We start from the raw sequence: 21015 nt of genomic DNA, 5'->3' as shown, positions 1-21015 counted from the left end.
TGCCGTACACCGCGGCACGGCGGCGACGCGGAGTCGCGTTCATGCCAACGAGCCCCGAGTATTGCGACGGGCGGACGGCACACACAAGGTCAACTTCCGGTCCCGCACAGAAAAGGCGGAGCCGCCTCACAGCACGGACACTCATCGCTATCCGTGCCCGCCGGCACGCTCAGCGGACACTTTTCCTCACCCAGCGCGACGAGGAGCGGCTGACGGCCACTCAGGGAGAGGACTGCACCTGGCCGAAAACGTTCCCTTGAGTACCGGAATCCGGCATCGTCCCACCGCCTGGCGGTCACTTTCCGAACAGCCCGGGGACCCGGGAGCCCTGTGCCCACACGGAACCCCGCGCCCCGGAAGCGGGGATCGCGGGGTACGGGAGTCCGGGGCCGGGGGCGGCCGGGCCCCGGGAGACGGCGGCCCGGGAAGCGGAGGCGCGGGGCCGCACAGGTGCGCGAAGGTACACGGAGGCGCGCGGCACACGGAAAGACGCGCGGAACGCGGAGAGTCCCCACCCGGTCGACTCGGGCGGGGACTCTCTCAGCCGGCGGGGGTGGTGCGCCGGCCCGGGGCTCAGTAGATGCTCACGCCGTACGCGTTGAGCGCCTCGACCACCGGCTGGAAGAAGGTCGTGCCACCGGAGGAGCAGTTGCCGCTGCCGCCCGAGGTCAGACCGATCGCCGTGCTGCCGGAGCGCAGCGAGCCGCCGCTGTCGCCGGGCTCGGCGCACACGTTGGTCTGGATCATGCCGTAGACGACGTCGCCGCCGCCGTAGTTGACCGTGGCGTTGAGGCCGGTGACCCGGCCGCTGTGGGTACCCGTGGTGCTGCCGTGGCGGGTGACCGACATGCCCACGCTGGCGTTCGCCGCACCGGTGATGTCCACGCCGCCGGCGGTGCCCGGGTGGCTGACGGAGCCGTCGTAGCGCACGAGGCCGTAGTCGTTGACCGGGAAGCTGGAGCCGACCGTCGGGCCGATGACGGTGCTGCGGCCGGAGTTGGACCACCAGGTGCCCGCACCGTCGGTGCAGTGGCCGGCGGTGACCATGTAGTAGGTGGAGCCGGAACGCACGTTGAAGCCGGCGGAGCAGCGCCAGCTGCTGGCGTAGATGGCGTCGCCGCCCTGGACGTACTTCTGGAAGACGCCTTCCGTGCGCTCGATCTTGAGGGCACCGGCGTTCTTGCCGGCCTCCTTCTTGATCTTCGCGATCTCGGCCTTGGAGACGGTGCTGTCGGCCGTGACGACGACGCTGTTGGTCTCCTTGTCGACGTGCCAGGCGGTGCCCGGGACGTCGGCCTCGAGGACGGCCTCGCTCGCGGTCGAGAGCTGGGCCGCGCCGAAGGCGTCGGCGGTGTCGGCACTGGCGGTCGCCGGGACGGTGAATGCCGCCGCGGCCGCCAGACCGGAGGCCATGGCGATCAGCCGGGTACGTCTCGCCACCGCGCCGTGGGGGGTCGTGCGCTTGATCCTCACTGCTTCCTCCAGAGAAGAATCGAAAGATCCGCTTGGGGTGGGCGGATCGTGAGGCGCAGTCAGGAACACTCCGGATTCCGGATACGACGTGCCCCTGACAAGCACTGAGGGGAGTATTCGGGGGTGGAACATGAGTCCACAAGGGCCCCTTTCGGTCACGCCTCGGCGCACGCCGACCACCCCGGCGGCCCGTCGGCCGCCGGGGTGGTCCACTGTTCCGGCGGTATTTGGACGCAGCGGCACGGCCCTGGGTTCCCACTCGGCCCCAACCACCCCACGCGGCACAGTCCTTCCAGGTGGTGGCGGCGATCACCGGCCCGGCGCGGACGACCGCCACCACCCGCGACGCAGGCTCGCACCCCGCGCCCGCCCTCCGCAACGGCCGCCGGACCGCCCGCGCTCCCGGCCGGCCGGTTCAGGTCATGATCGGTACATCACGGACGGACAGCGGTGTCCGAAAATCGACCATCCGATGACACCGGGCGGTAGAGAACCCGCCATCACCCGTTCACGGCCGTTCAGCAGTCGCACGAACAGCACTCGCAGCAATCACAGCAGTCACCGTCGCACTGCCGGCACCAGCCGTCCCGCTTCTTGTGGTGCCGCCAGGGATCGTCGTAGGACTTCCGGCAGCAGACCTGGCAGGTGCAGAAGAGCCCCGTCCACACCGCGCAGCCGGCGATCAGCCCGCGCTTGCGGGGGTACCGCGGCCCCCGACCGCCCGGACCGCCCGGACCGCCCGGACCACCCGGACCACCCGGACCGCCCGTGCCCCCGGGCCCGCCGAAGCCGCCGCCCGCCCCGCCGCCGGCATACGGGGACGCTCCCCTGTCCCCGTACCCGCCGTGCGCTCCGCCGGACGGCCCGGACCTCCGCCGCCCGGGCCGGCGGCATACGGATTCCCGTGCGGATGTCCGTACGGATTGCCGCCCCCCGGCAGATGCGCGCAGGACGTGGAGCCGAAGGCCCGGTCGACGGAGCGCGCCAGCTCGTGGGCGAGCAGCCGGTGCGCCAGCGTGCCGTCCGTGAACTCGGCCTTCCGCAGCGCCTGCCGCACCCCGCGCACCGCCTCGTCGCACTCCCGGCGCGCCGCGGCCGTATCCGTACCGGTGGCCGTCAGCGGGTTCCAGGCCCCGGTGGCGGCGTCCGCGTCCCGGTCCTCGACCGCGTCGAGGAGGTGCGCGAGCCGCCCGAAGAGCCGCCCAACCTCCGCCAGCGGACCGGCGTTCTCCTTCCGCCCGGCGAGGACGGCCGTGTACCCGAAGGCCGCCGCGGTGGCCGTCTCGGTGGGTTCGGTGACCGTCCGCAGCGGTGTCCCGGGACCGGCCGCCGCCTCGACCTCCGGCTGCCGCTCCACGGCCCGGACCAGGACGTCCGTGGCGAAGCCGAGATCCGCCCCCGTCCGCGCGCCGGCCCGGTCCCAGGAAGCGGCCAGCCGGCGCGCCACCGCGGCCGCCGGCCGCCGGGCCAGCAGCCCGTCCCGGTCGGTGACGTGGTCGCGCATCCTGGCCGAGGCCAGCACCAGGGAGACGGCCGCGGCCAGCCGCGCCCCCTCACCGCGGGCGACGGAGGCGGTGCGCAGCCCGCGCAGCGGGCACGGCCCCGCGGTGCGCCGTCCGCTCTCCGGCCGCTCCGACTGGGCCTCGGTCAGCACCGACACGAGCAGCCCGTCGTAGTGGGTGACGACCCGGGCGAACTGCCCGTGGTCATCGCGGAGTGCGAGGCACAGCCCGCAGAGATGGGCCGTCCACTGCGCACGCAGTTCCCCCGACAGCCGGTGCGGGCACGGCCTGACGATTCCGAACACGGTTCCCCCCGTACTGCGGCCGTTCGGCACGGTCCGGCGGGCCGGCCGACGGCGCGACGCGATCACTCGCGACCGCTTTCATCATATTGACGCCTCGTTCACCCGGATGGATCCGGGGACTTCCGTCCGCAGCGCGCCGATCGGGCCGACGGCCTGTCACCAGGCCGGTCACCGTGAAAAACTGATGTCCTTTTTAGCCTTCTGCACCAGTACCGTCACGAAAAGCGCGTGCGGGGGCTATCCGTTTGGCGCATCATCCGCATCATGGACGACCATAGGAGGGCGGACGGCAGCGACCGCGGGTAGAGAGGAGGCGTCCATGGGATCGGTGCGCAAGGCGAGTGCATGGCTGGGTCTCGTCGATGACAGCGACGAGCGCTACTACGACGACGACTACGCCGAGGACCCCCGGGACGCGGACGCCTGGGTGACCGACCCGCGGGTCCAGGTCGCCGACGAGGTGGCCCAGGACCAGGGCCGCCGGATCGCCACGATCACCCCGACCGGCTTCCGTGACGCGCGCGCCATCGGTGAGCTGTTCCGGGACGGCATCCCGGTGATTGTGAACCTTACGACCATGGAGCCCTCCGACGCCAAACGGGTGGTCGATTTCGCCGCGGGGCTCATCTTCGGCCTGCGCGGCAGCATCGAGCGCGTCGCCACCCGGGTCTTCCTGCTCACGCCGGCCGACTACCGGATCATGCCCGGCGAGCCGGCCGGCCGCACGGCGGACGGCTTCTTCAACCAGAGCTGAGCAGGCCGCCCGGGGCCCGGCCCGGGCCCCGCCCACCGGGCCCGGGTCACCGGAAGGCGTCGATCCCGGTGAGCGCCTTGCCCAGCACCAGCTGGTGCATCTCGACGGTGCCCTCGTAGGTGAGCACCGACTCCAGATTGGTGGCGTGCCGCATCACCGGGTATTCCAGGGAGATCCCGTTGGCGCCCAGGATCGTCCGGGACGTCCGGCAGATCTCGATCGCCTCCCGCACATTGTTGAGCTTGCCGAAGCTGACCTGTTCCGGGCGGAGCCGTCCGGCGTCCATCCGCCGCCCCAGATGGTGGGCGAGCAGTACGCCCTTGTGGAGTTCGACGGCCATGTCGGCCAGCTTGGCCTGGGTGAGCTGGAAACCGCCGATGGGCCGGCCGAACTGCTCACGGGTCCTCGCGTAGTCGAGCGCCGCCTCGAAGGACGAGCGGGCGGCGCCCATCGCGCCCCACACGATGCCGTACCGCGCGTGGTTGAGGCAGCTGAGCGGGCCCTTCAGCCCGGTGACCTCCGGGAGCACCGCGCCGGCCGGCAGCCGGACGCCGTCCAGGACGAGTTCGCTGGTGACGGAGGCCCGCAGCGACCATTTGTGGGTGATCTCGGGGGCGGAGAAGCCGGGGGTGTCCGTGGGGACGACGAAGCCGCGGACCCCCTCGTCGGTCCGCGCCCAGACGACGGCGACGCCGGCCACCGAGCCGTTGGTGATCCACATCTTGCGGCCGTCGAGCACCCAGTCGCCGCCGGCCTCGCGTTTGGCGCGGGTCCGCATGGCCGCCGGGTCGGAGCCGGCGTCCGGTTCGGTGAGCCCGAAGCAGCCGATGACCTCGCCGGCCGCCATGCGCGGCAGCCACTCCCGCTTCTGCTCCTCGGAGCCGAAGCGGTGGATGGCGTACATCGCCAGCGAGCCCTGGACGGACACCAGGGAGCGGATGCCCGAGTCGGCGGCCTCCAGTTCGAGGCAGGCGAGGCCGTACTGCACCGCGCTCGCGCCCGCGCAGCCGTAGCCCTCCAGGGACATGCCGAGCGCTCCCAGCGACCCGAGCTCCCGGGCGAGTTCGCGGATGACGGGCAGCTCGCCGCGCTCGTACCAGCCGGCGATCTCCGGGAGCACCCGGTCGGCGGCCCACCGGCGCACGGTGTCGCGCACCGCGCGCTCCTCGTCGCTCAGCAGATCCTCGATGCCCAGCGGGTCCCGCGGATCGAACAACGGTGCGGCGGCTGCGGACATGTCTCGGCCTCCATACGGCTGCGGCTCCCGGCCCGGCCCGGGTGATCAGCCGACGCTACGGCGGGGACATCCGCCCTGTCCAGACCCCTCCACGGCACTCCGTGCCACACCGGAGACGGACTCAGCGGGCGGCGCTCGCACCCGCCCGGTCCCGGCGGTGCGGGGCCCGGCCCGCGGCCGGAGCGGAACCGTCCGGCTCGGTTCCCGGGTCCCCGCCGGCGCCGGCGGCGGCCCGGGAGCCCCGTCCGGCACCACCCGCGCCCCCGGGGCCCGCGAGGACACCGTGCTTCTCCCCGGCCGCCGCACCGGGGGCGGAGCCGCCTCGGGCGCCACCGGACTCCGGCTCCCCCTTGCCCGGCCGGGCGCACTCCATGCGGCGCGGCAGCCGCAGGGCGGCGACCGCGCCCAGCAGCAGCAGGACCGCGCTGACCGCCAGCGTGACGTGCAGCCCCCGGACGAACGCCTCCCGGGCCGCCGTGCGCAGCGCGTCCGCCGCCGGTCCGCCGAGCCCGCGCGCCACCTCCTGCGCCTCGCCCAGCGAGTGCCCGGCGGCCCTCTCCGCGGCGGCCGGGACTCCCGGGACGCGGGTGACCCCGGGGGCGTAGACGGCGTTCATGACGGTGCCGAGCAGGGCGATGCCGATGCCGGCGCCGAGCTGGTAGGAGGTCTCGCCGATGGCCGCGGCGCCGCCGGCCTGCTCGGCGGGCGCCTCGCTGAGCATCGACTCGTAGGCGCCGAAGAGCGTGGTCTCCAGGCCGAAGCCGAGCAGCAGGAATCCGGTGACGAGCAGGGCGGGGCGGTCGTGCTGGCCCATGGCGGTCAGCGAGCAGACGGCCGCCGCGGTCAGCAGGAACCCGGCCGCGACCATGGTGCGCGGGCCCAGCCACTGGAGCATCCGGGAGCCCAGCAGCCCGGCGGCCATGGCGGCGCAGGTGAGCGGCACCATCCGCAGCCCGGTCTGCAGCGGGGTGAAGCCGAGGACGAGCTGGAGGTACTGGGTGGCGATGAGCTGGAGTCCGACGAGCGCGAGCATCGCCAGCACGATGCAGCCGACGGAGGTGCCGAAGGCCGGGCGGGAGAACATCCGCAGATCGATGAGCGGGTGCTCGCGCCGCCGCTGCCGGCGGACGAAGAGCACGAGCAGCAGGACGCCCGCCAGCAGCGGCACGATGCTCAGCGGGTGGAGCGGGTCCCCGCCGCCGCCGATCCGCTTCACGCCGAGGACGGTGCCCGCGAGGCCGAAGGCGGCCATGAGCGCGCCGAGCACGTCCCAGGGGCCCCGGCCGTCGCCGGTGGACTCGGGGAGGATCCAGCGGCCGACCGGGAGGCAGACGGCCATCAGCGGGATGTTGATCAGGAAGACGGAGCCCCACCAGAAGTGCTCCAGCAGCAGCCCTCCGAGCAGCGGGCCGACGGCCGCCCCGACGGCCGCGACCGCGCTCCAGATGCCGATGGCCAGGGCCCGTTCCCGGCGGTCCGGGAAGACCTGGCGCAGGATCGACAGCGTGGCGGGCATGATCATGGCGCCGCCGACGCCGAGCAGGGCGCGGCCGGCGATCAGGACGTGCGGGTCGTCCGCGGTCGCGGCGACGGCGGAGGCCAGACCGAAGATGCCGTAGCCCAGCAGCAGGACCCGGCGGCGGCCGATCCGGTCGCCCAGGGTCCCGAAGAGGATCAGCAGGGAGGCGGCGACCAGCGGGTAGGCGTCGACGATCCAGAGCAGTTCCACCGCGCCCGGGCGGAGGTCCTCGGTGACGGCCGGTACGGCGACGTGGAGGACGGTGGCGTCGAGCGCGACCAGCAGCAGGCTGACACAGAGCACCACCAGGACGGACCAGCGGCCGCCGCCGGCCTGCCGGCGGTGCGGGGGAACGTCCGCCGCCCGTCGTCCGCGGGCCGTGGTCGTTCCTGACATGCGCACCTCCGCGTGTTGCTCTCGCTCTCGGCGGGCTCCGGGCGGGCGGCTCCGGCCCGGGCGGGCCCGGCATCGAGAAGTGAGTGAGACGACAGGGTACGCGAGGCGTATGGGGGGTCATGTGTCCGGGCTCACTTCTGTCAACACGACATGCCGCGCCGCCGGGCGCCCCCGGGGCCCGGAACCGCGGTCCGGGCGCGCCGGCTCCCGGAAGATCGAATTCCGCGGTGCGGCGGAAGGGCACCGTCCCGACCGCGGCTCCGCCGGGCCGCTCCCGCCGCCCGCCCGCCGGCCCGCCCGGCCGCCGCGTCTCTCGCCGGGTGCCGGCGGAAGTGCAGGTCATCGCCGCCGGCGGAGCGCTCCGCGGTCCCGGGCGGCCGCACCGGGCGGGCCCGCGTCCGGGCCGCCGGAAAAGACGGGACCACTTCCAGGTGAACTTTTTCCGCCCGCGGAAAGATGCTCGGATTAACGGCCTCCCGTTAATTCCTCGGAGCCGGTAATGCTTTTGAGGGAACGCCACGAATAAACTTCTCAATGAGAGCAAGTCCACATCACATCGTCATCACGAACCCGCCCGTAGGAGCGGTTCGGCCGCTCACCCCCTGTAACGTCCGTTGGGTGCGTACCGACCGAATCCTCGCCCGGCTCGAACAGGAGCCCGAGCGAGCGAGCAACCGCGACGTCCCGCGGATGAGCCGAACACGCAAGGCGTTGTTCGGCTCGGCCCTCGGGTTCTACGCGGCCGTCGTGCTGGCCGTATTCGTGAGCGACCGTCTGATTCTGCTCGACTGGCAGGTCATGCTGTTCCGGCCCTACAAGCAGTGGCCGGAACTGCACGCCGCGCTCGACTACTTCGTGGTGCTCGGGCAGCGCGGACCGACCGCCGTGCTGGTCGCGGCCTGGCTGGGCTGGCGCTCCTGGCGGCAGCGGACCCTGCGCCCGATGCTGGCGCTCGGCGCGGCCCTGCTGCTGCTCAACAGCACGGTCGGCGCGGTGAAGTACGGCCTGGGGCGGCTGGGGCCGCACTACGCCACGACCGTCGGGGCGGACGAGATGTTCGCCGGCGGCGACATATTCCCCTCCGGTCACACCGCCAACGCGGTGGTGACCTGGGGCATCCTGGCCTATCTGGCGACCACGCCGCGGGCCCGCCGGGTGCTGTCGGTGGTGGCGGCCGGCTTCGCGCTCGGCGTCGGGGCGACCACCGTCTATCTGGGCACCCACTGGGTGAGCGACGTACTGCTGGGCTGGATCGCCGGCCTGCTGGTGCTGCTGGCGCTGCCCTGGTGCGAGCCGGCGATCGCCGCCGCCAACACCTGGCTGCTCGACTCGCGGGACCGGCTGAAGCAGGGCCGGGGACTCGCCCCGCTGCCGTTCCCCATACCCCCTTCCACCGGTCGCGGTGAGCCCCGAGGCGCCCTCCGCCCGGGCCGCCGCAAGCCCCGCCGGACACACCGCCGGGGCCCCTGAACCGGCGTCCGCCCACGAACCGGCGCCATCCGCGCGTCCCGCTCCGGCAGGCGAGCCGGTGCCGGCCGTCACCGGGGGCCGCTCCCCCGCGGCCGGACGGAGCGCCGAGCAGCCCCGGCCGTACCACCCGGCGCGGCCACACCTCACCCGCTCGGAACGGACCCCGGTCACCCCGACCGGAAGCCGTCGCCCGCAACCGCCCGCCGAACGCGCGCCGCGCGCCGCACCGGTGGCGCCCGCGGGGCGCCGCGGCCACACGTCCGGCTGAGCGCCCGGCGCAGGCGGTACGCACACACCCCTCCGCACCGCGGCGAAGGCCCCGGCACTCACCCGAGTGCCGGGGCCTTCGCCCTGCTCCGCCGCGCCGCCGCGCCGCCATGCCGCATACGGGTCGCATCGCCGGGCCGGTCCGCGACGCTCGGTCCGTACCGCTTCCGGTGTTCCGTCGATCCGCCGGGTCCGGGGGCAGCACGCCGCGCCAGGGGCTGCTATCCCTTCCAGGAGCGGACCACCGTGCCGTCCTTCACCGCGAAGTTGATACGCCCGACCACGTACTCCATGGTGATGATGGCGTCCGGTGGCAGTGTCCGCACGGTGGTCCAGCCGCGCTGCCGGGCGCGCTCCTCAGCCTCCGCCGCGCCGAGGCCCGTGTAGGCGTCGCAGTCGTCGTCCGCCGGGTTGGGGGGGTTCGGTGAGTCGTTCATGACAGCCACCGTACGCCCCGGCTCCGGGTCCGGCTTCGCGTCCCGCCCCGGGTCCGGGGACAGCACAGAGCCGGCCGCCGGCCCATCCCGGGGCCGTCACTGTTCTGTGAACAGGATGACGCATCGTGAGCGCCGCGGCCCAGGTCCGCAGGCCAAGCGCCCCGCCCTCCCCGGCAATGCCCCAGGAGATTTCCGGTTCCCCAACTTCTCGCGGCTGCCCGGAATTTCACGGGCTATTCCGCATCACCGGTCATCGGACACTCATTCCCTCCGCCTCTCCCCCATTGCCGTTTGCATGGATCCGGACGAGGTATGCGCTGCCCGAGGGGAGCCATGGCAGACAAATCCGAGAACAGTGACAAGAGCGCGGCGGAGAGCCGCAGCGGCAGCCAAGCGGCCCTGGACGTCCTCCGCACCGCGGGTGCTCAGCTCGCCGAGCTGACCGGCCTGCGCGCGGAGACGGTGACCCGGTTCGAACGAACCGGTGACGGCTGGCTGATCGAGATCGAGGTCCTCGAACTCCCGCGGGTGCCCGAGACGATGAGCCTGATGGCGTCCTACGAGGTCAGTACCGACCAGGACGGCCAGCTCACCGGCTACCGGCGTACCCGGCGCTACGAGCGCGGCCGGGCGGACCGCCGCTGACACCACCGCGCACCACACACCATCGGCACGAAGGGATGTGTATCCCGGTATGACCGTTGTACCGGCACAACAGCAAGGCGGATCGGGTGGCGGCAGCAGCGGCCTCTACGACGTCCTGGAACTGATACTCGACCGCGGGCTGGTGATCGACGCGTTCGTGCGTGTCTCACTGGTCGGCATCGAGATCCTCAAGATCGATGTGCGGGTGGTCGTCGCGAGCGTCGACACCTACCTGCGCTTCGCCGAGGCGTGCAACCGCCTCGATCTGGAGTCCGGTCCGCGCAAGGACCCGGGTCTGCCCGACCTCGTCGGCGAGATGACCGAGTCCGGCGCGAAGGGCAAGTCCAAGGGCGCCCTGTCCGGCGCCGCCGAGACGCTCTCCGAGGCCTTCAAACAGGGCCAGGACCGCGCGTCCGGCGACCAGGAGGCCGAGCCGGCCCGCAAGCCCCGCCGCACCACGACCCGCAGGAAGGAGGAGACCGAGTGAGCACCTACGTCTACGGCATCATGGACGGCGACCGCCCGGATCTCCCCGAGAACCTCGCCGGAGTCGGTGATCCGCCGCACCCGGTGCGGGTGCTCCGCGCGGGCGGTCTGGCCGCCGTCGTCAGCGACTGTCCCGAGCAGCTCCGGCCCAAGCGCCGCGACCTGCTGGCCCACCAGCACGTCCTGGCGGAGGCCGGTGCCGACGGCGCCGTGCTGCCCCTGCGGTTCGGCAGCCTCTCCGCCGACGACGACGCCGTGCTGGCGGTGCTCACCGAACACGCCGAGCACTACCGGGCCCAGCTCGCCGAACTGGACGGCCGGGTCGAGTACAACGTCAAGGCCGTGCACCGCGAGGAGGACGTACTCCGGCTGGTGGTCTCCGAGGACCCGGAGATCCGGGCCCTGACGGAGGCCAACCGCGCCTCCGGCGGCGGTTCCCACGAGGACCGGCTGCGCCTCGGCGAGCTGGTCGCGGGCGCCGTACGGGCCCGCGAGGTGCAGGACGGCAAGGCCGTCGAGGCGGCTCTCGCGTCCGCCGCCGAGCAGCAGAGCCCGGGCCCCGAGTCCTCGGGCTGGCTGGTCAACCTGTCCTTCCTGATGCAGCGCGACGAGGCCGCGGCCTTCATGGAGTCCGTCGAGGAACTCCGCCGGAACCACCCCCACCTGGACATCCAGGTGACCGGCCCGCTGCCCCCGTACAGCTTCGTCCGGGCCGTCCCGGCACACGCCTGATATGGGACTGCTCGGCGAGCTCTTCCTCCTGCCGCTGGCCCCGGTCCGTGGAACGGGCTGGGTCCTGCGGCAGGTGGTGGCGGAGGCGGAGCGGCAGTACTACGACCCCTCGGCCGTCCAGCGGGAGCTGAGCGCCCTGGCGGAGGAGCTCGACAACGGCCTGATCGACGAGGCCGAGTTCGACCGCCGCGAGGACGAGCTGCTGGACCGGCTCGAAGAGGTACAGCGCCGCCGGGGAGCGGCGCCGGACGGCGGGCTTCCCCCGCCGCCCCGATGACGAGGAGATGAGCGCGATGGACAACCGGCTGGCGATGACGCTGGCCGTGGGCGCGGGCTATCTGCTGGGACGCACGAAGAAGGCGAAACTCGCTCTCGGCGTCGGCGGCATGGTGCTCGGCAAACGGCTGAATCTGAACCCCCAGCAGCTCACCGGGCTGCTCACCGAACAGCTGAAGAACAACCCGCAGCTCGCCGAGGTGCGGGACCAGCTCCGGAACGACCTGCAGGGCGTGGGCCGGGCCGCGGCGACCGCCGTGGTCACGCGCCGGCTGGACGCCCTCTCCGACCGTCTGCACGACCGCACCCTCGGGGTGCAGGACAAGCTCGGCGCGGTCGGCGGAAAGGTGGCCGGCGGCTCCGCGGCCGGCTCCGACGCGGACCGGGACGAGGACGAGGACAAGGAAGAGGCGCACGACACCCGGGACGCGGACGCGGAGCGCGGCGCCACCGGGAAGGGCGGCGGCACGGAACAGGACGAGCGCCCCGCCCGCAAGCCCGCTCGCGCCGCGAAGAAGGCCCCGGCCTCCGGCGCCGGGCGTCCGGCGAAGAAGACGGCCTCCTCGGCGGCCTCCTCGGCGGGCAAGGCCGGCCGGGCCGCGAAGAAGACCACCGCCCGGCGGCGCACCACGGGAGGTGACGACCGTGGCTGAGCAGGGCGGCGGCCCCGTGCCGTCCCTCAAGGAGAACCCGGCTGTCGACCGGCTGAAGCAGGAGGCGTCCGCCTTCGCCGCGGCCCAGGCCCAGCGGCTGCTGGTGTCGGCCGGGGAGAAGCTCGGCGGCGCGACGGCCCGGCTCACCGATGTGGCCGAGGGCCGCGCCTCCGGGGGGTCCGGCCTGGTCAAGCTGGCCGGCGAGAGCGGCAGGAAGTTCGCCGAGGGCAAGGGACCCGTGCGCTCCGCCGTGGAGACCGGCGCCGCGGGCCTCAAGGACAAGGTCAAGGAGGCCGTCACGGGCAGGCTCGGCAAGCGCAAGGGCGGTGGCGGCAAGGGCAAGTACGTCACCATCAGCGAGGACGTCGACGTCGGGGTGCCGCTGCGCGAGGCGTACAACCAGTGGACCCAGTTCCAGGAGTTCTCGGCCTTCGCCAAGGGCGTGCAGGGCGTGGAGTCCGCCGACGAGACCACATCGAACTGGCGAGCGAAGATCTTCTGGTCCTCCCGCAGCTGGAAGGCCTCCACCACCGAGCAGATACCCGACGAGCGGATCGCCTGGACCTCCGAGGGGGCCAAGGGGACCCTCAAGGGCGTGGTGACCTTCCACGCGCTGGACCACAGCCTCACCCGGATCCTGATGGTCCTCGAGTACTACCCCAAGGGTCTGTTCGAGAAGACCGGCAACATCTGGCGCGCGCAGGGCCGCCGGGCCCGCCTGGACCTGAAGAACTTCCGCCGGTTCGTGATGATGCGCGGCGAGGCGACCGGCGAGTGGCGCGGCGAGGTCCGCGACGGGGAAGTCGTCCGCAGCCACGAGGAGGTCCTGGAGACGGAGCGGGAGGACGAGGACCTCCCGGAGGACGCCTACGAGGAGGACGGCGAGCCGTCCGGCCCGGACGGGAAGGCGCCTCCCGGGGACGCGGAGGACTCCCCGGAGGACGTGGAGGCAGAGGAGGAGGAGCACCCCGAGGACGCCTACGAGGAGGACGACCTTCCCGAGGAGGCCTACGACGAGGACGAGGCCGCCGAGGAGGAGGAACTCCCCGATGAGGACGCCGAGTACGAAGCGGACGAGGAGGACCCGGAGTACGCGGGGGACGAGGAGCCCGAGCCCGCCGGCACCCGCCGCTGACCCCCTCGCCGCCGACGGCCGCACGGCCGTCCGGGCACCACCGCGGCAGACCGCCGCGGCGCGGGGCGCCTGCCCCGGAGGACAGGGCTCCCGGATGAGGGCGCCGCACCGGAACAGTGTCCGGTGCGGCGCCCTCATCCGTGCCCGCACGGGACGGGCCGGGCGGGAGCGGCCCGCGCCGGGGTCCCTCAGTGAGCCGCCGGAGTGCGCCCCCAGTGCCGGTGCGCCGCGATCGCCTCGGTGAACGCCCGGCCGAAGTCCTCACCCGGCGGTCCCGTCACCGGATCCGTGACGACCCCCGGTCGGCCACCATCCCCGCCGTTCCGGGCGAGCTCCACCCCGCCGAGGTCCAGCGCGCCGAGCACGCCCACCCCGCACCCAGTCCCCGACCGGCTTGCCGTGCCGGAAGGCGTCCCGGACGAACCGCACCGCGGCCGGGTCCGCCCCGACCGCCAGGGCGCTGTCCGGACCGCCGGGCACCAGCACCGCGTCGTACAGCACGGCGGCGACGGTGGGCAGGGCGCGGGTGACGGGCCGGGCGCCGCCGCCGGCGTCGCGCACCGTGCCGTCGCGCGCCGCCAGTTCCTCGACGACCGCACCGCCCGCGGCCTCCAGCATCTCCCGCACCTCGTCCAGCTGGGCGCCGTCCACCCCGTCCGCGACGAGGACCGCGATCTGCCGGGTGGCGATCGTGCCGGGCCCCTTCAGGCTCTCGATGCTGAGCGCCGGGGAGGGCACCGGCCCGGGGGTCCCCTCCGGCTGCTCCGGCAGCGGCACGCCGATGCCCTCGGCGACCGCGGCGGCCAGTTCGTGGTCCACCAGCGCCAGCTGGTCGACGGTGCGGCCGCGGACCCGCACCGAGTTCACCTTGCCCAGCTCGAAGCGGAAGGCCTCGACCATGTGCCGCTTCTCCCAGTCCGCCATCGAGTGCCAGAACAGGGCCGGCTGGCTGTAGAAGTCCTCGAAGCTCAGACTGCGCTTGCGGATCTTGCGCCCGTCCACCCGCTCCTGGAGATGGCTGTAGGCGCGCGGGTCCGTGGCGTCCGCGATGCCGGGGCAGCCGCCGCCCAGGGAGTTCTTGCCGTAGTTGGCCCCGGTGTGGAGGCGACCCTGGTGGTAGCCGTCGCGCTGGTGGTTGCGCACCGGCACGATTGGCTGGTTGACGGGGATCTGCGCGAAGTTGGGCCCGCCCAGCCGGATCAGCTGGGTGTCCAGGTAGGAGAAGTTGCGCGCCTGGAGCAGCGGGTCGTTGGTGAAGTCGATCCCGGGCACCACGTTGGCCGTGTGGAAGGCGATCTGCTCGGTCTCGGCGAAGAAGTTGTCCGGGTTGCGGTCCAGCACCATCCGGCCGATGGGCCTCACCGGCACCAGTTCCTCCGGGATGATCTTCGTGGCGTCGAGCAGGTCGAAGTCGAAGGCGTGTTCGTCCTCCTCCGGTACGAGCTGGACGCCCAGCTCCCACTCCGGGTGGTGGCCGGCCTCGATCATGTCCCACAGGTCGCGGCGGTTGTAGTCCGGATCGCGGCCCTGGATCTCCTGGGCCTCGTCCCAGACCAGCGAGTGCACCCCCAGCTTCGGCTTCCAGTGGAACTTCACGAACGTCCCCCGGCCCCGCGCGTCGACGAAGCGGAAGGTGTGCACCCCGAAGCCCTGCATCATCCGGTAGCTGCGCGGGATGGCCCGGTCCGACATCAGCCAGAAGACGGCGTGCAGCGTCTCCGGCTGCAGCGAGACGAAGTCCCAGAAGGTGTCGTGGGCCGAGGCGCCGGTGGGGATGTCGTTGTGCGGCTCGGGCTTCACCGCGTGCACGAAGTCGGGGAACTTGATGCCGTCCTGGATGAAGAAGACCGGGAAGTTGTTCCCCACCAGGTCGTAGTTCCCCTCCGAGGTGTAGAACTTCGTGGCGAATCCCCGCACGTCGCGCACCGTGTCGGCGGACCCCCGCGGCCCCTGCACGGTGGAGAAGCGCACGAAGACCGGGGTGCGCACCGAGGGGTCCTGGAGGAACGCCGCCTTCGTGAACTCCGCACAGGAGTGGTACGGCTCGAACCAGCCGTACGCGCCCGCGCCCCGGGCGTGCACCACCCGCTCCGGGATCCGCTCGTGGTCGAAGCGGGTGATCTTCTCCCGGAAGTGGAAGTCCTCCAGCAGGGTGGGCCCGCGCTCCCCCGCGGCCAGCGCGTCGTCGGTGTGGTCGACGACGACGCCCTGGTCGGTGGTGAGCGGCCCGCCCGCGGGGTCGGGGGCCCGGTACGCCTCCCGCTGCCGCTGTTTGGGATCCCCGGGCCGGTCCTGCTGTGGTGCCATGGCGAGGCTCTCCTTGCGTGTCCGGTGCGTATCCGTCCGTATGCATACGGAATCCGCCGGGTTGCCCCGCTCAGTCCGGTGAAACGCCGAGTGCCCTGTTCAGCCGAGCGGCTATCGGCGCCATGCGCTCCTTCAGCCCGGCCGGCTCCCGTATCTCGAAATCGAAGCCCAGCGAGGCCAGGTGGGCGACCATCGTCTCCGGACCGGGCGCCCCGGTCCGGAGCAGGCAGCTGCGCTCGTCGACCGCCTCCAGCGTCCCCATCGCGGGGGTGACGCGCGCCGCGGCCTCCTCCAGAGGGGCGTGCAGCAGGACGACGGCCCGGACGGCGTACGCCTGGGTGGAGACGCCCCGTGCGACATAGGCGGCGAGATCCCCGGCCGGGGGGCGGCGCGGCTCGAACCGCGGGCCGTGCGGCGGCCGGGGCGTGAGCCGGTCGACCCGGAACGTCCTCCAGTCCCGCCGGTCCACGTCCCAGGCGACGAGGTACCAGCGGCGCTCGGTGAAGACCAGCCGGTGCGGCTCCACGGTCCGCCGGCCCTCCCGGCCCTGGTGGTCCCGGTAGTCGAAGCGCACCCGCTCCCGGTCCCGGCAGGCGAAAGCGAGTTCGGTCAGCACGTCGGCGCCGACCGTCGGCCCGCCCCGCCCGCCGAGCATCGGCACGGTGAAGGAGGTGAACGCCTCGACCCGCCGGCGCAGCCGGGCCGGCAGGACCTGCTCCAGCTTGGCGAGGGCCCGGACGGAGGTCTCCTCGATGCCCTCGAGACCGCCGCCGGCCGCGGTGCGCAGTACGACCGCCACCGCGACGGCCTCCTCGTCGTCGAGGAGCAGCGGCGGGAGGGCCGCCCCCGCGCCCAGTTGGTAGCCGCCGCCGGTGCCGGGGCTCGCGTGCACCGGGTAGCCCAGCTCGCGCAGCCGGTCCACGTCCCTCCGGACGGTGCGCGCGGTGACGCCGAGACGATCGGCGAGATCCGCGCCGGACCATTCCCGGTGGGCTTGCAGCAGGGAGAGCAGACGGAGGAGACGCGCGGAGGTGTCCAGCATGCGGGGTAGTCTCCCAGCCGTCGCGGACAGCTTCCGTCCGCGACGGCCGGTCCCGGCCCGCCGGGTTCAGCTCTTTCCGGGCTCGCGGTCGGGCCCGGGCTCGGTGAGGCGTACCGACAGGTCGTTGTCCACGGTGTAGTACGGGCCGATCAGGGCCGGGCCGCGCGGTGTGGACAGCGGCCGCGCGGGATAGCCGAAGACCGCCTTCTTGTCCGCGACGTCGTCCAGGATCCGGGAGATCCGCACCGCCCCGGCCCCCGTGGCCGGCCGCAGCCACAGGTCCCACGGGTCGTCACCGCCCCGCCAGGGGCCGGCGAACTCCGGGTACGGCAGGGTGCAGGAGAACCGCGTGCCGTCGGCGGTCACGGGCACCGTGCGGACCTCGGAGGGGTCGCGGCGACAGCGCGCCTCGACGGCGGCGCCGGGACGCGGCACCGCCCCGTACAGCCGTCCCTCCACCAGCAGCTCGCCGTCCCGCACATGGAGATCGCCGGCCTCCGCGTGCGGGGAGCGCAGCCAGCTGCGGACGGAGAGGTTGCCGTGCTTGGTGGCGTACGGCAGGCGGACGGCCACCGAGCCGCGGCCCGGGTCGGGATGACGGTCGACGATCGTGCGCAGATCGTTGATCCCGGGCGTCAGCCGCACCGGCTCGGTGCCGGGGGCCGCCTCGTAGGCGTCCCAGCGCCCCTCCGGCAGCACCACCGTGCTCGGCAGGACGGCACGCAGCCGGCCCCGGCCCGCCGGCACCAGCGGGAGCCGCAGCTCGCCGGCCGCGCCGCCGTCCCGGCCGCCGCGGCGGCGGAGCAGCAGGGCCGCGTCCCAGGACTCGGCGCGCCCCGGGGCCTCGACGTCGAAGGTGAGCCCTCCGGCGGAGTCCGCTATGCAGTCGGCCCTCGGCGCGGCGGGCGCCCCCGGGCGCTCCCCGTCCCCCGGCGCGGGGACGGGCCGCGGGATACCGGGGCGGAGGGGCAGATCGGCGGAGGTGGTCATGCGGTGCGGCCCCCTCTCAGAGCGGCGGCGGCGTGGGCGCGGGCGGCGTAGGCACCGCCGAGCAGCGCGCCCCGGGTGCGGTGCAGCGAGCTGCGCAGCCGGCCCCGGGTTCCGCGGCCACCGCGCTCCACGAGTTCCTGGAACAGGGTCTCGTAGCGGCAGGCGACCCGGGAGGGGTCGAAACGGGCGGAATCGTTCAGTGCGGCGCGGCCCATCCGGTGCCTTAAGGAGTCGTCGTTGATCAGTTCGAGGAGGGCGGTGGCGATCGCGTCGGCGTTGCCGGTCGGCACCAGCCGGCCGTCGACACCGTTGTCGATGATCTCCCCCGGCCCGTGCGGACAGTCGGTGGAGACCACCGGCAGTCCGCAGCGCATGGCCTCGACGATGGTCATCCCGAAGGACTCCAGGCTGGAGGTGACGGCGGCGATCGACCCCTTGGTCCACTCGGGATCGAGCGGATTGGCGGGCCCCATCAGGTAGACGTGGTTGTAGAGGCCGAGGTTGTCGATCAGCCTCCGCAATTTCTCCTTCTCTGCGCCGCCGCCGTAGATCCGCAGCCGCCAGTCGGGTCTGACCGCGACCACCTTCCCGAAGGCGCGGATCAGCAGGTCGTAGCGTTTGACCCGGGCCAGCCGGCCGGCCGCGACCACCCACTTGCCGGAGCCGTCGGCGGGCGCGACCCGCGGCTCCGGAACGCTGTTCGGCACCGCCTCCACATGGACTCCGGGCAGCTTGAGCCGGCGCCGGTAGGACGTGGCGTCGGCCTCGGTGACGGTGGTGACCGCGTCGAGCCGGGGGTAGAGCCGCCCCAGCTGTGCGCGCAGCGCGGCCGAGTGGCTGTCCAGGGTCAGATGCTCCTGCCCGACGAGGACCGGGCCGCTCCGGGTCTCCCGGGCGATGTGCGCGTTGAGCCCGGGCCGGGTGCCGACGACGACGTCCGCCTCGACGGTGCGCAGATGCTCGGCGATCCGGCGGTCGGTGAGCCGGCTGTACTGCTTGTAGCGCCCCTCCGCCGTGGGGAACACCCGGGCGGGCAGGCGGTGTTCGGGACTGTCCCCCTCGTAGTCCGGGCTGTCCTTGCGGAGGTCCACGAGGTGCCGCAGCCGGACGTGCGGGCCGTGGTCGAAGACGGGCGCGTCACGGTGGCGGAAAACGGAGACGATCTCCACGTCGTGCTGCTCGGCCAGCGAGCGGGCGAGGTTGTAGGTGGTACGGATCGTGCCCCCGATGCCGTACGCGTTGTGAATCAGAAAGGAAATCTGCATACGTCCCCGTTTTCCACGGTTTCCACGGTTTCCGCGGAGGGTCCGGCTGGTCCCGTCTCCTCCGCCTACCGAATGGTTGGACCTCTCCCGGGCGCTTCGGGTTGGCCTCCATGACGATCCTGTGGCACAAGAGATGCGACATCGGTAGCCGGCACGGGGAACTTTCCGAAGCGATAGAACGTCACCATGCCTGTGTGCGTCACGGCCTGGCGCCGCGTCGGCCATACGATTCACCCCCTTGAGCGACCCGGTCGGCCCCCGGGCGAGGTCCGGGCGGCCCACGGCCACCGGGCCGGTCCCGTCCCGGGCACCGCCCCGCCGACGGACCGCGGCGCCCGACATCTCCCGGCTGTCCCCCCATAGGCGGGCGAAACACCCGCGGCCCGTACCGCCGGTGCCGCCGTGCGCCCTCCGCGCGCTCCCGCCGGCCCCGGCGAGCCCGGGCCGGCGCGGGCCGCGACCGGAGGCCGGTCAACCGGACGCGCCCGTACAGGAGTTCACTCCTCCTCCCCGCCACGTCCCACGGGGCGGACCGGGCGTGACCCCGGCCACGCGTCACCCGTTGTCCCCCGTGTGGGCCGGATCGCCCGGCCGCCACCCCGAGACCGAGGAGCCTCCCGTGCCGCGTTTGCTCGACGTCAGCGATGACGTGCGCGCCGAGATCGGTGATGAAGAAGCCGACCGGTTGCTCACCGGCGAGAACGCCCCGGGCAGCTACGACTGCACCTCCTGCCGGACCCCCGGCGACACCGGGCAGGAGCGGACCAGCACCGTGCTGTTCGTCGGCGATGAAACCGCCGTACTCGCCTTCGCCCACGCCACCTGCGTGCCGTCCCAGGTGGTCCCGGTCGCCGAGGAGCAACTGCAGGGCGCCGTGCGCAGCATCACGGGCGGGGAGGGCCGGGAGGCGGCGGCCGCGCCACCGGTGCCGGCCGGCGCCGCCGTGCCGGGCCCGCCCGCGCTCCCGGACACCCGTCCGCCCCAGGACGGCCCGCCGCACGACCCGCTGTACGACCCGGCCCCGCACGGCCTGCGGACCGTACCGCCCGCCGGGCCCTTTCCCGCAGGTTCCGGCGCCGATTCCGGCGCAGGCGCCCGGCCGGAGCCCCGGCAGGCGGTGATCGGTGTCACCAGCGGACTGGTCCTCGCCGACGGCGCCCTGTGGCCGGGGCTGGTCGTGGAGCCCACCGGCCCGATCGCCCGGCCCGGTTCCGACGGCCCCGGCGACGAGTTCCTGCCGATCCTCGTCGAACAGGGCTTCCAGTCCGTGAACCATGTGGAACAGAAGCCGCCGCTGCTGGCCGGGTGGTCGGTCCTGCTGGCGGAGGGGCGGCTGCACGCGGTGCTCCAGCCGGGCAACGGCGGCCCTCCGACGGCGTGGTGGCAGGCGCACGAACCGCTGACGGTGACCGACGGCTGGCGGACCGCGGCCGCCCGGACGGCGAAGGTCCTGGTCTTCGCGGCGCCCGCGGGCGCGATCGGCCGGCAGTCCCACGAGGACGTGCTGCGCGAGGCCCTGGACCGGGCGGCGGCGGCCGGTGTGCTGGTCGCCGCGGTGCTGCCGCTGGCGGGTACATGACCTCCGCCGGCTCCGGGTGCCCGCCCCCCGCGGGGCGCGGGCACCCCGCGGGGGGCGCCCGGCCGGCGGGCCCCGGGTACGCGCAAACCACTGGAAACGGGCTTTTCCTCACGGAACCGCATCCACCGGGCGCCCGGGTCGTTGGCAGGTACGTGCACTCTTACGAATCGCCGGCCCGGCTCCCGTACCCCCACCCCATCCCGGGAATGCGCCCGGCGCGCGAGACCTCCCCGGCGGGCGGGCAGCAGTCGCCGACCCCTATCTACGACTCGCTCTACGCCGAGTACCGGCGCCAGTTCCGCGCTCTGCCCGGCGACCGCCTGGGCGAGGAGGACCTCGGCTTCAAACCCTTCGGCATCGGCCCGCGCGAACCCCGGAACACCTGGGAGCGGGTGCTGCCCCCCGAACCGCTGCGGCGGCACCGGCGGGGTGTGCCGCGGGCCCTGCCGCCCGCCGTGCCGGACCACCGCGCGCGTTAGGGTCTTCCGGACCGGGCCGGCTCAGGAGCAGGGCCCGGTGCCGTGGATCGCCCGGCGGAGGAGAGC

The 21015-nt window shown here is 73.5% G+C and carries 17 protein-coding genes and 2 pseudogenes; 10 read left to right on the top strand and 9 right to left on the bottom strand.

The annotated features are described in order from the left end of the window. Nucleotides 1–573: 573 nt before the first annotated feature. Together E4N63_RS26225 and E4N63_RS26220 are read right to left on the bottom strand one after the other, a co-directional pair. Entirely contained in the window at nucleotides 574–1473 is a 900-nt protein-coding gene (locus tag E4N63_RS26225) for a S1 family peptidase (protein WP_019707080.1), read from the bottom strand. A 518-nt stretch (nucleotides 1474–1991) separates the two neighbouring features. After that, nucleotides 1992–3280, bottom strand: a pseudogene (locus tag E4N63_RS26220) (DUF5685 family protein). Nucleotides 3281–3599: 319 nt separating this feature from the next. On the opposite strand from E4N63_RS26220, the gene E4N63_RS26215 reads away from it, so the two are divergent. Beyond that, nucleotides 3600–4034 (top strand): cell division protein SepF, encoded by a 435-nt coding sequence (locus tag E4N63_RS26215; protein WP_125626014.1) that lies wholly within the window; start codon nucleotides 3600–3602, stop codon nucleotides 4032–4034. A 46-nt stretch (nucleotides 4035–4080) separates the two neighbouring features. Here the strand turns inward: E4N63_RS26215 and E4N63_RS26210 are convergent, their stop codons facing one another. Together E4N63_RS26210 and E4N63_RS26205 are read right to left on the bottom strand one after the other, a co-directional pair. Continuing rightward, complete coding sequence (locus E4N63_RS26210; RefSeq protein ID WP_125626015.1) at nucleotides 4081–5271, bottom strand: acyl-CoA dehydrogenase family protein; 1191 nt, start codon at nucleotides 5269–5271, stop codon at nucleotides 4081–4083. Between the two features lie 121 nt (nucleotides 5272–5392). Next, entirely contained in the window at nucleotides 5393–7186 is a 1794-nt protein-coding gene (locus E4N63_RS26205; RefSeq protein ID WP_230241827.1) for an MFS transporter, read from the bottom strand. A 618-nt stretch (nucleotides 7187–7804) separates the two neighbouring features. Between E4N63_RS26205 and E4N63_RS26200 the strand changes: the two genes are divergently transcribed. Continuing rightward, on the top strand, nucleotides 7805–8656 hold the full coding sequence (locus E4N63_RS26200) for a phosphatase PAP2 family protein (RefSeq protein ID WP_230241826.1): 852 nt from the start codon (nucleotides 7805–7807) through the stop codon (nucleotides 8654–8656). A 488-nt stretch (nucleotides 8657–9144) separates the two neighbouring features. Here E4N63_RS26200 and E4N63_RS26195 read toward each other — a convergent pair whose 3' ends face one another. Continuing rightward, a complete protein-coding gene (locus tag E4N63_RS26195) occupies nucleotides 9145–9360 on the bottom strand; it encodes a hypothetical protein (RefSeq protein WP_019708960.1) in 216 nt (71 codons plus the stop codon). A gap of 333 nt (nucleotides 9361–9693) precedes the next feature. Here E4N63_RS26195 and gvpO point away from each other — a divergent pair, with 333 nt between their 5' ends. The 6 genes from gvpO to E4N63_RS26165 are packed head-to-tail and all read left to right on the top strand — an operon-like array spanning nucleotide 9694 to nucleotide 13287. Next, nucleotides 9694–10005, top strand: a complete 312-nt coding sequence (gvpO, locus tag E4N63_RS26190) for a gas vesicle protein GvpO (protein WP_230241825.1) — start codon at nucleotides 9694–9696, stop codon at nucleotides 10003–10005. A gap of 49 nt (nucleotides 10006–10054) precedes the next feature. Then, the gene (locus E4N63_RS26185; RefSeq protein ID WP_125626019.1) at nucleotides 10055–10492 is read left to right on the top strand and encodes a gas vesicle structural protein GvpA; all 438 of its coding nucleotides are present in this window, start codon (nucleotides 10055–10057) and stop codon (nucleotides 10490–10492) included. Further along, nucleotides 10489–11223: a GvpL/GvpF family gas vesicle protein gene (locus tag E4N63_RS26180; RefSeq protein WP_125626020.1), complete on the top strand. Its 735-nt coding sequence runs from the start codon at nucleotides 10489–10491 to the stop codon at nucleotides 11221–11223. The genes E4N63_RS26185 and E4N63_RS26180 overlap by 4 nt, the downstream gene beginning before the upstream one ends. Nucleotide 11224: 1 nt before the next feature. Continuing rightward, nucleotides 11225–11500: a gas vesicle protein GvpG gene (locus E4N63_RS26175; RefSeq protein WP_125626021.1), complete on the top strand. Its 276-nt coding sequence runs from the start codon at nucleotides 11225–11227 to the stop codon at nucleotides 11498–11500. A 7-nt stretch (nucleotides 11501–11507) separates the two neighbouring features. After that, on the top strand, nucleotides 11508–12152 hold the full coding sequence (locus tag E4N63_RS26170) for a DNA primase (RefSeq protein ID WP_230241824.1): 645 nt from the start codon (nucleotides 11508–11510) through the stop codon (nucleotides 12150–12152). After that, nucleotides 12145–13287 carry an SRPBCC family protein gene (locus E4N63_RS26165; RefSeq protein WP_125626022.1) on the top strand — a complete coding sequence of 381 codons (1143 nt, stop codon included), beginning with the start codon at nucleotides 12145–12147 and terminating at the stop codon, nucleotides 13285–13287. Before E4N63_RS26170 ends, E4N63_RS26165 begins: the two co-directional genes overlap by 8 nt. A 188-nt stretch (nucleotides 13288–13475) precedes the next feature. On the opposite strand, the pseudogene E4N63_RS26160 reads toward E4N63_RS26165, so the two are convergent. The 4 genes and pseudogenes from E4N63_RS26160 to E4N63_RS26145 form a co-directional block, all read right to left on the bottom strand. Continuing rightward, nucleotides 13476–15594 (bottom strand): annotated as a pseudogene (locus tag E4N63_RS26160) (catalase). 70 nt (nucleotides 15595–15664) lie between these two features. After that, nucleotides 15665–16636 (bottom strand): YafY family protein, encoded by a 972-nt coding sequence (locus E4N63_RS26155; protein WP_125625548.1) that lies wholly within the window; start codon nucleotides 16634–16636, stop codon nucleotides 15665–15667. Nucleotides 16637–16702: 66 nt separating this feature from the next. Next, the gene (locus E4N63_RS26150) at nucleotides 16703–17626 is read right to left on the bottom strand and encodes a hypothetical protein (protein WP_230241823.1); all 924 of its coding nucleotides are present in this window, start codon (nucleotides 17624–17626) and stop codon (nucleotides 16703–16705) included. Beyond that, nucleotides 17623–18891: a glycosyltransferase family 4 protein gene (locus E4N63_RS26145; protein WP_125625549.1), complete on the bottom strand. Its 1269-nt coding sequence runs from the start codon at nucleotides 18889–18891 to the stop codon at nucleotides 17623–17625. The genes E4N63_RS26150 and E4N63_RS26145 overlap by 4 nt, the downstream gene beginning before the upstream one ends. 619 nt (nucleotides 18892–19510) lie before the next feature. Between E4N63_RS26145 and E4N63_RS26140 the strand changes: the two genes are divergently transcribed. Together E4N63_RS26140 and E4N63_RS26135 are read left to right on the top strand one after the other, a co-directional pair. Further along, nucleotides 19511–20470 (top strand): hypothetical protein, encoded by a 960-nt coding sequence (locus tag E4N63_RS26140; protein WP_125625550.1) that lies wholly within the window; start codon nucleotides 19511–19513, stop codon nucleotides 20468–20470. A gap of 206 nt (nucleotides 20471–20676) precedes the next feature. Then, nucleotides 20677–20949, top strand: coding sequence for a hypothetical protein (locus E4N63_RS26135; RefSeq protein ID WP_095758193.1), 273 nt, complete (start codon nucleotides 20677–20679; stop codon nucleotides 20947–20949). The last annotated feature ends 66 nt before the right edge of the window (nucleotides 20950–21015 follow it).

The organism is Streptomyces sp. MNU89, assembly GCF_020982505.1.
Taxonomy (GTDB): Bacteria; Actinomycetota; Actinomycetes; order Streptomycetales; family Streptomycetaceae; genus Streptomyces; species Streptomyces xinghaiensis.
Note: the sequence above shows the minus strand (reverse complement) of the source record. Positions and strands in the feature narration are given on the sequence as shown.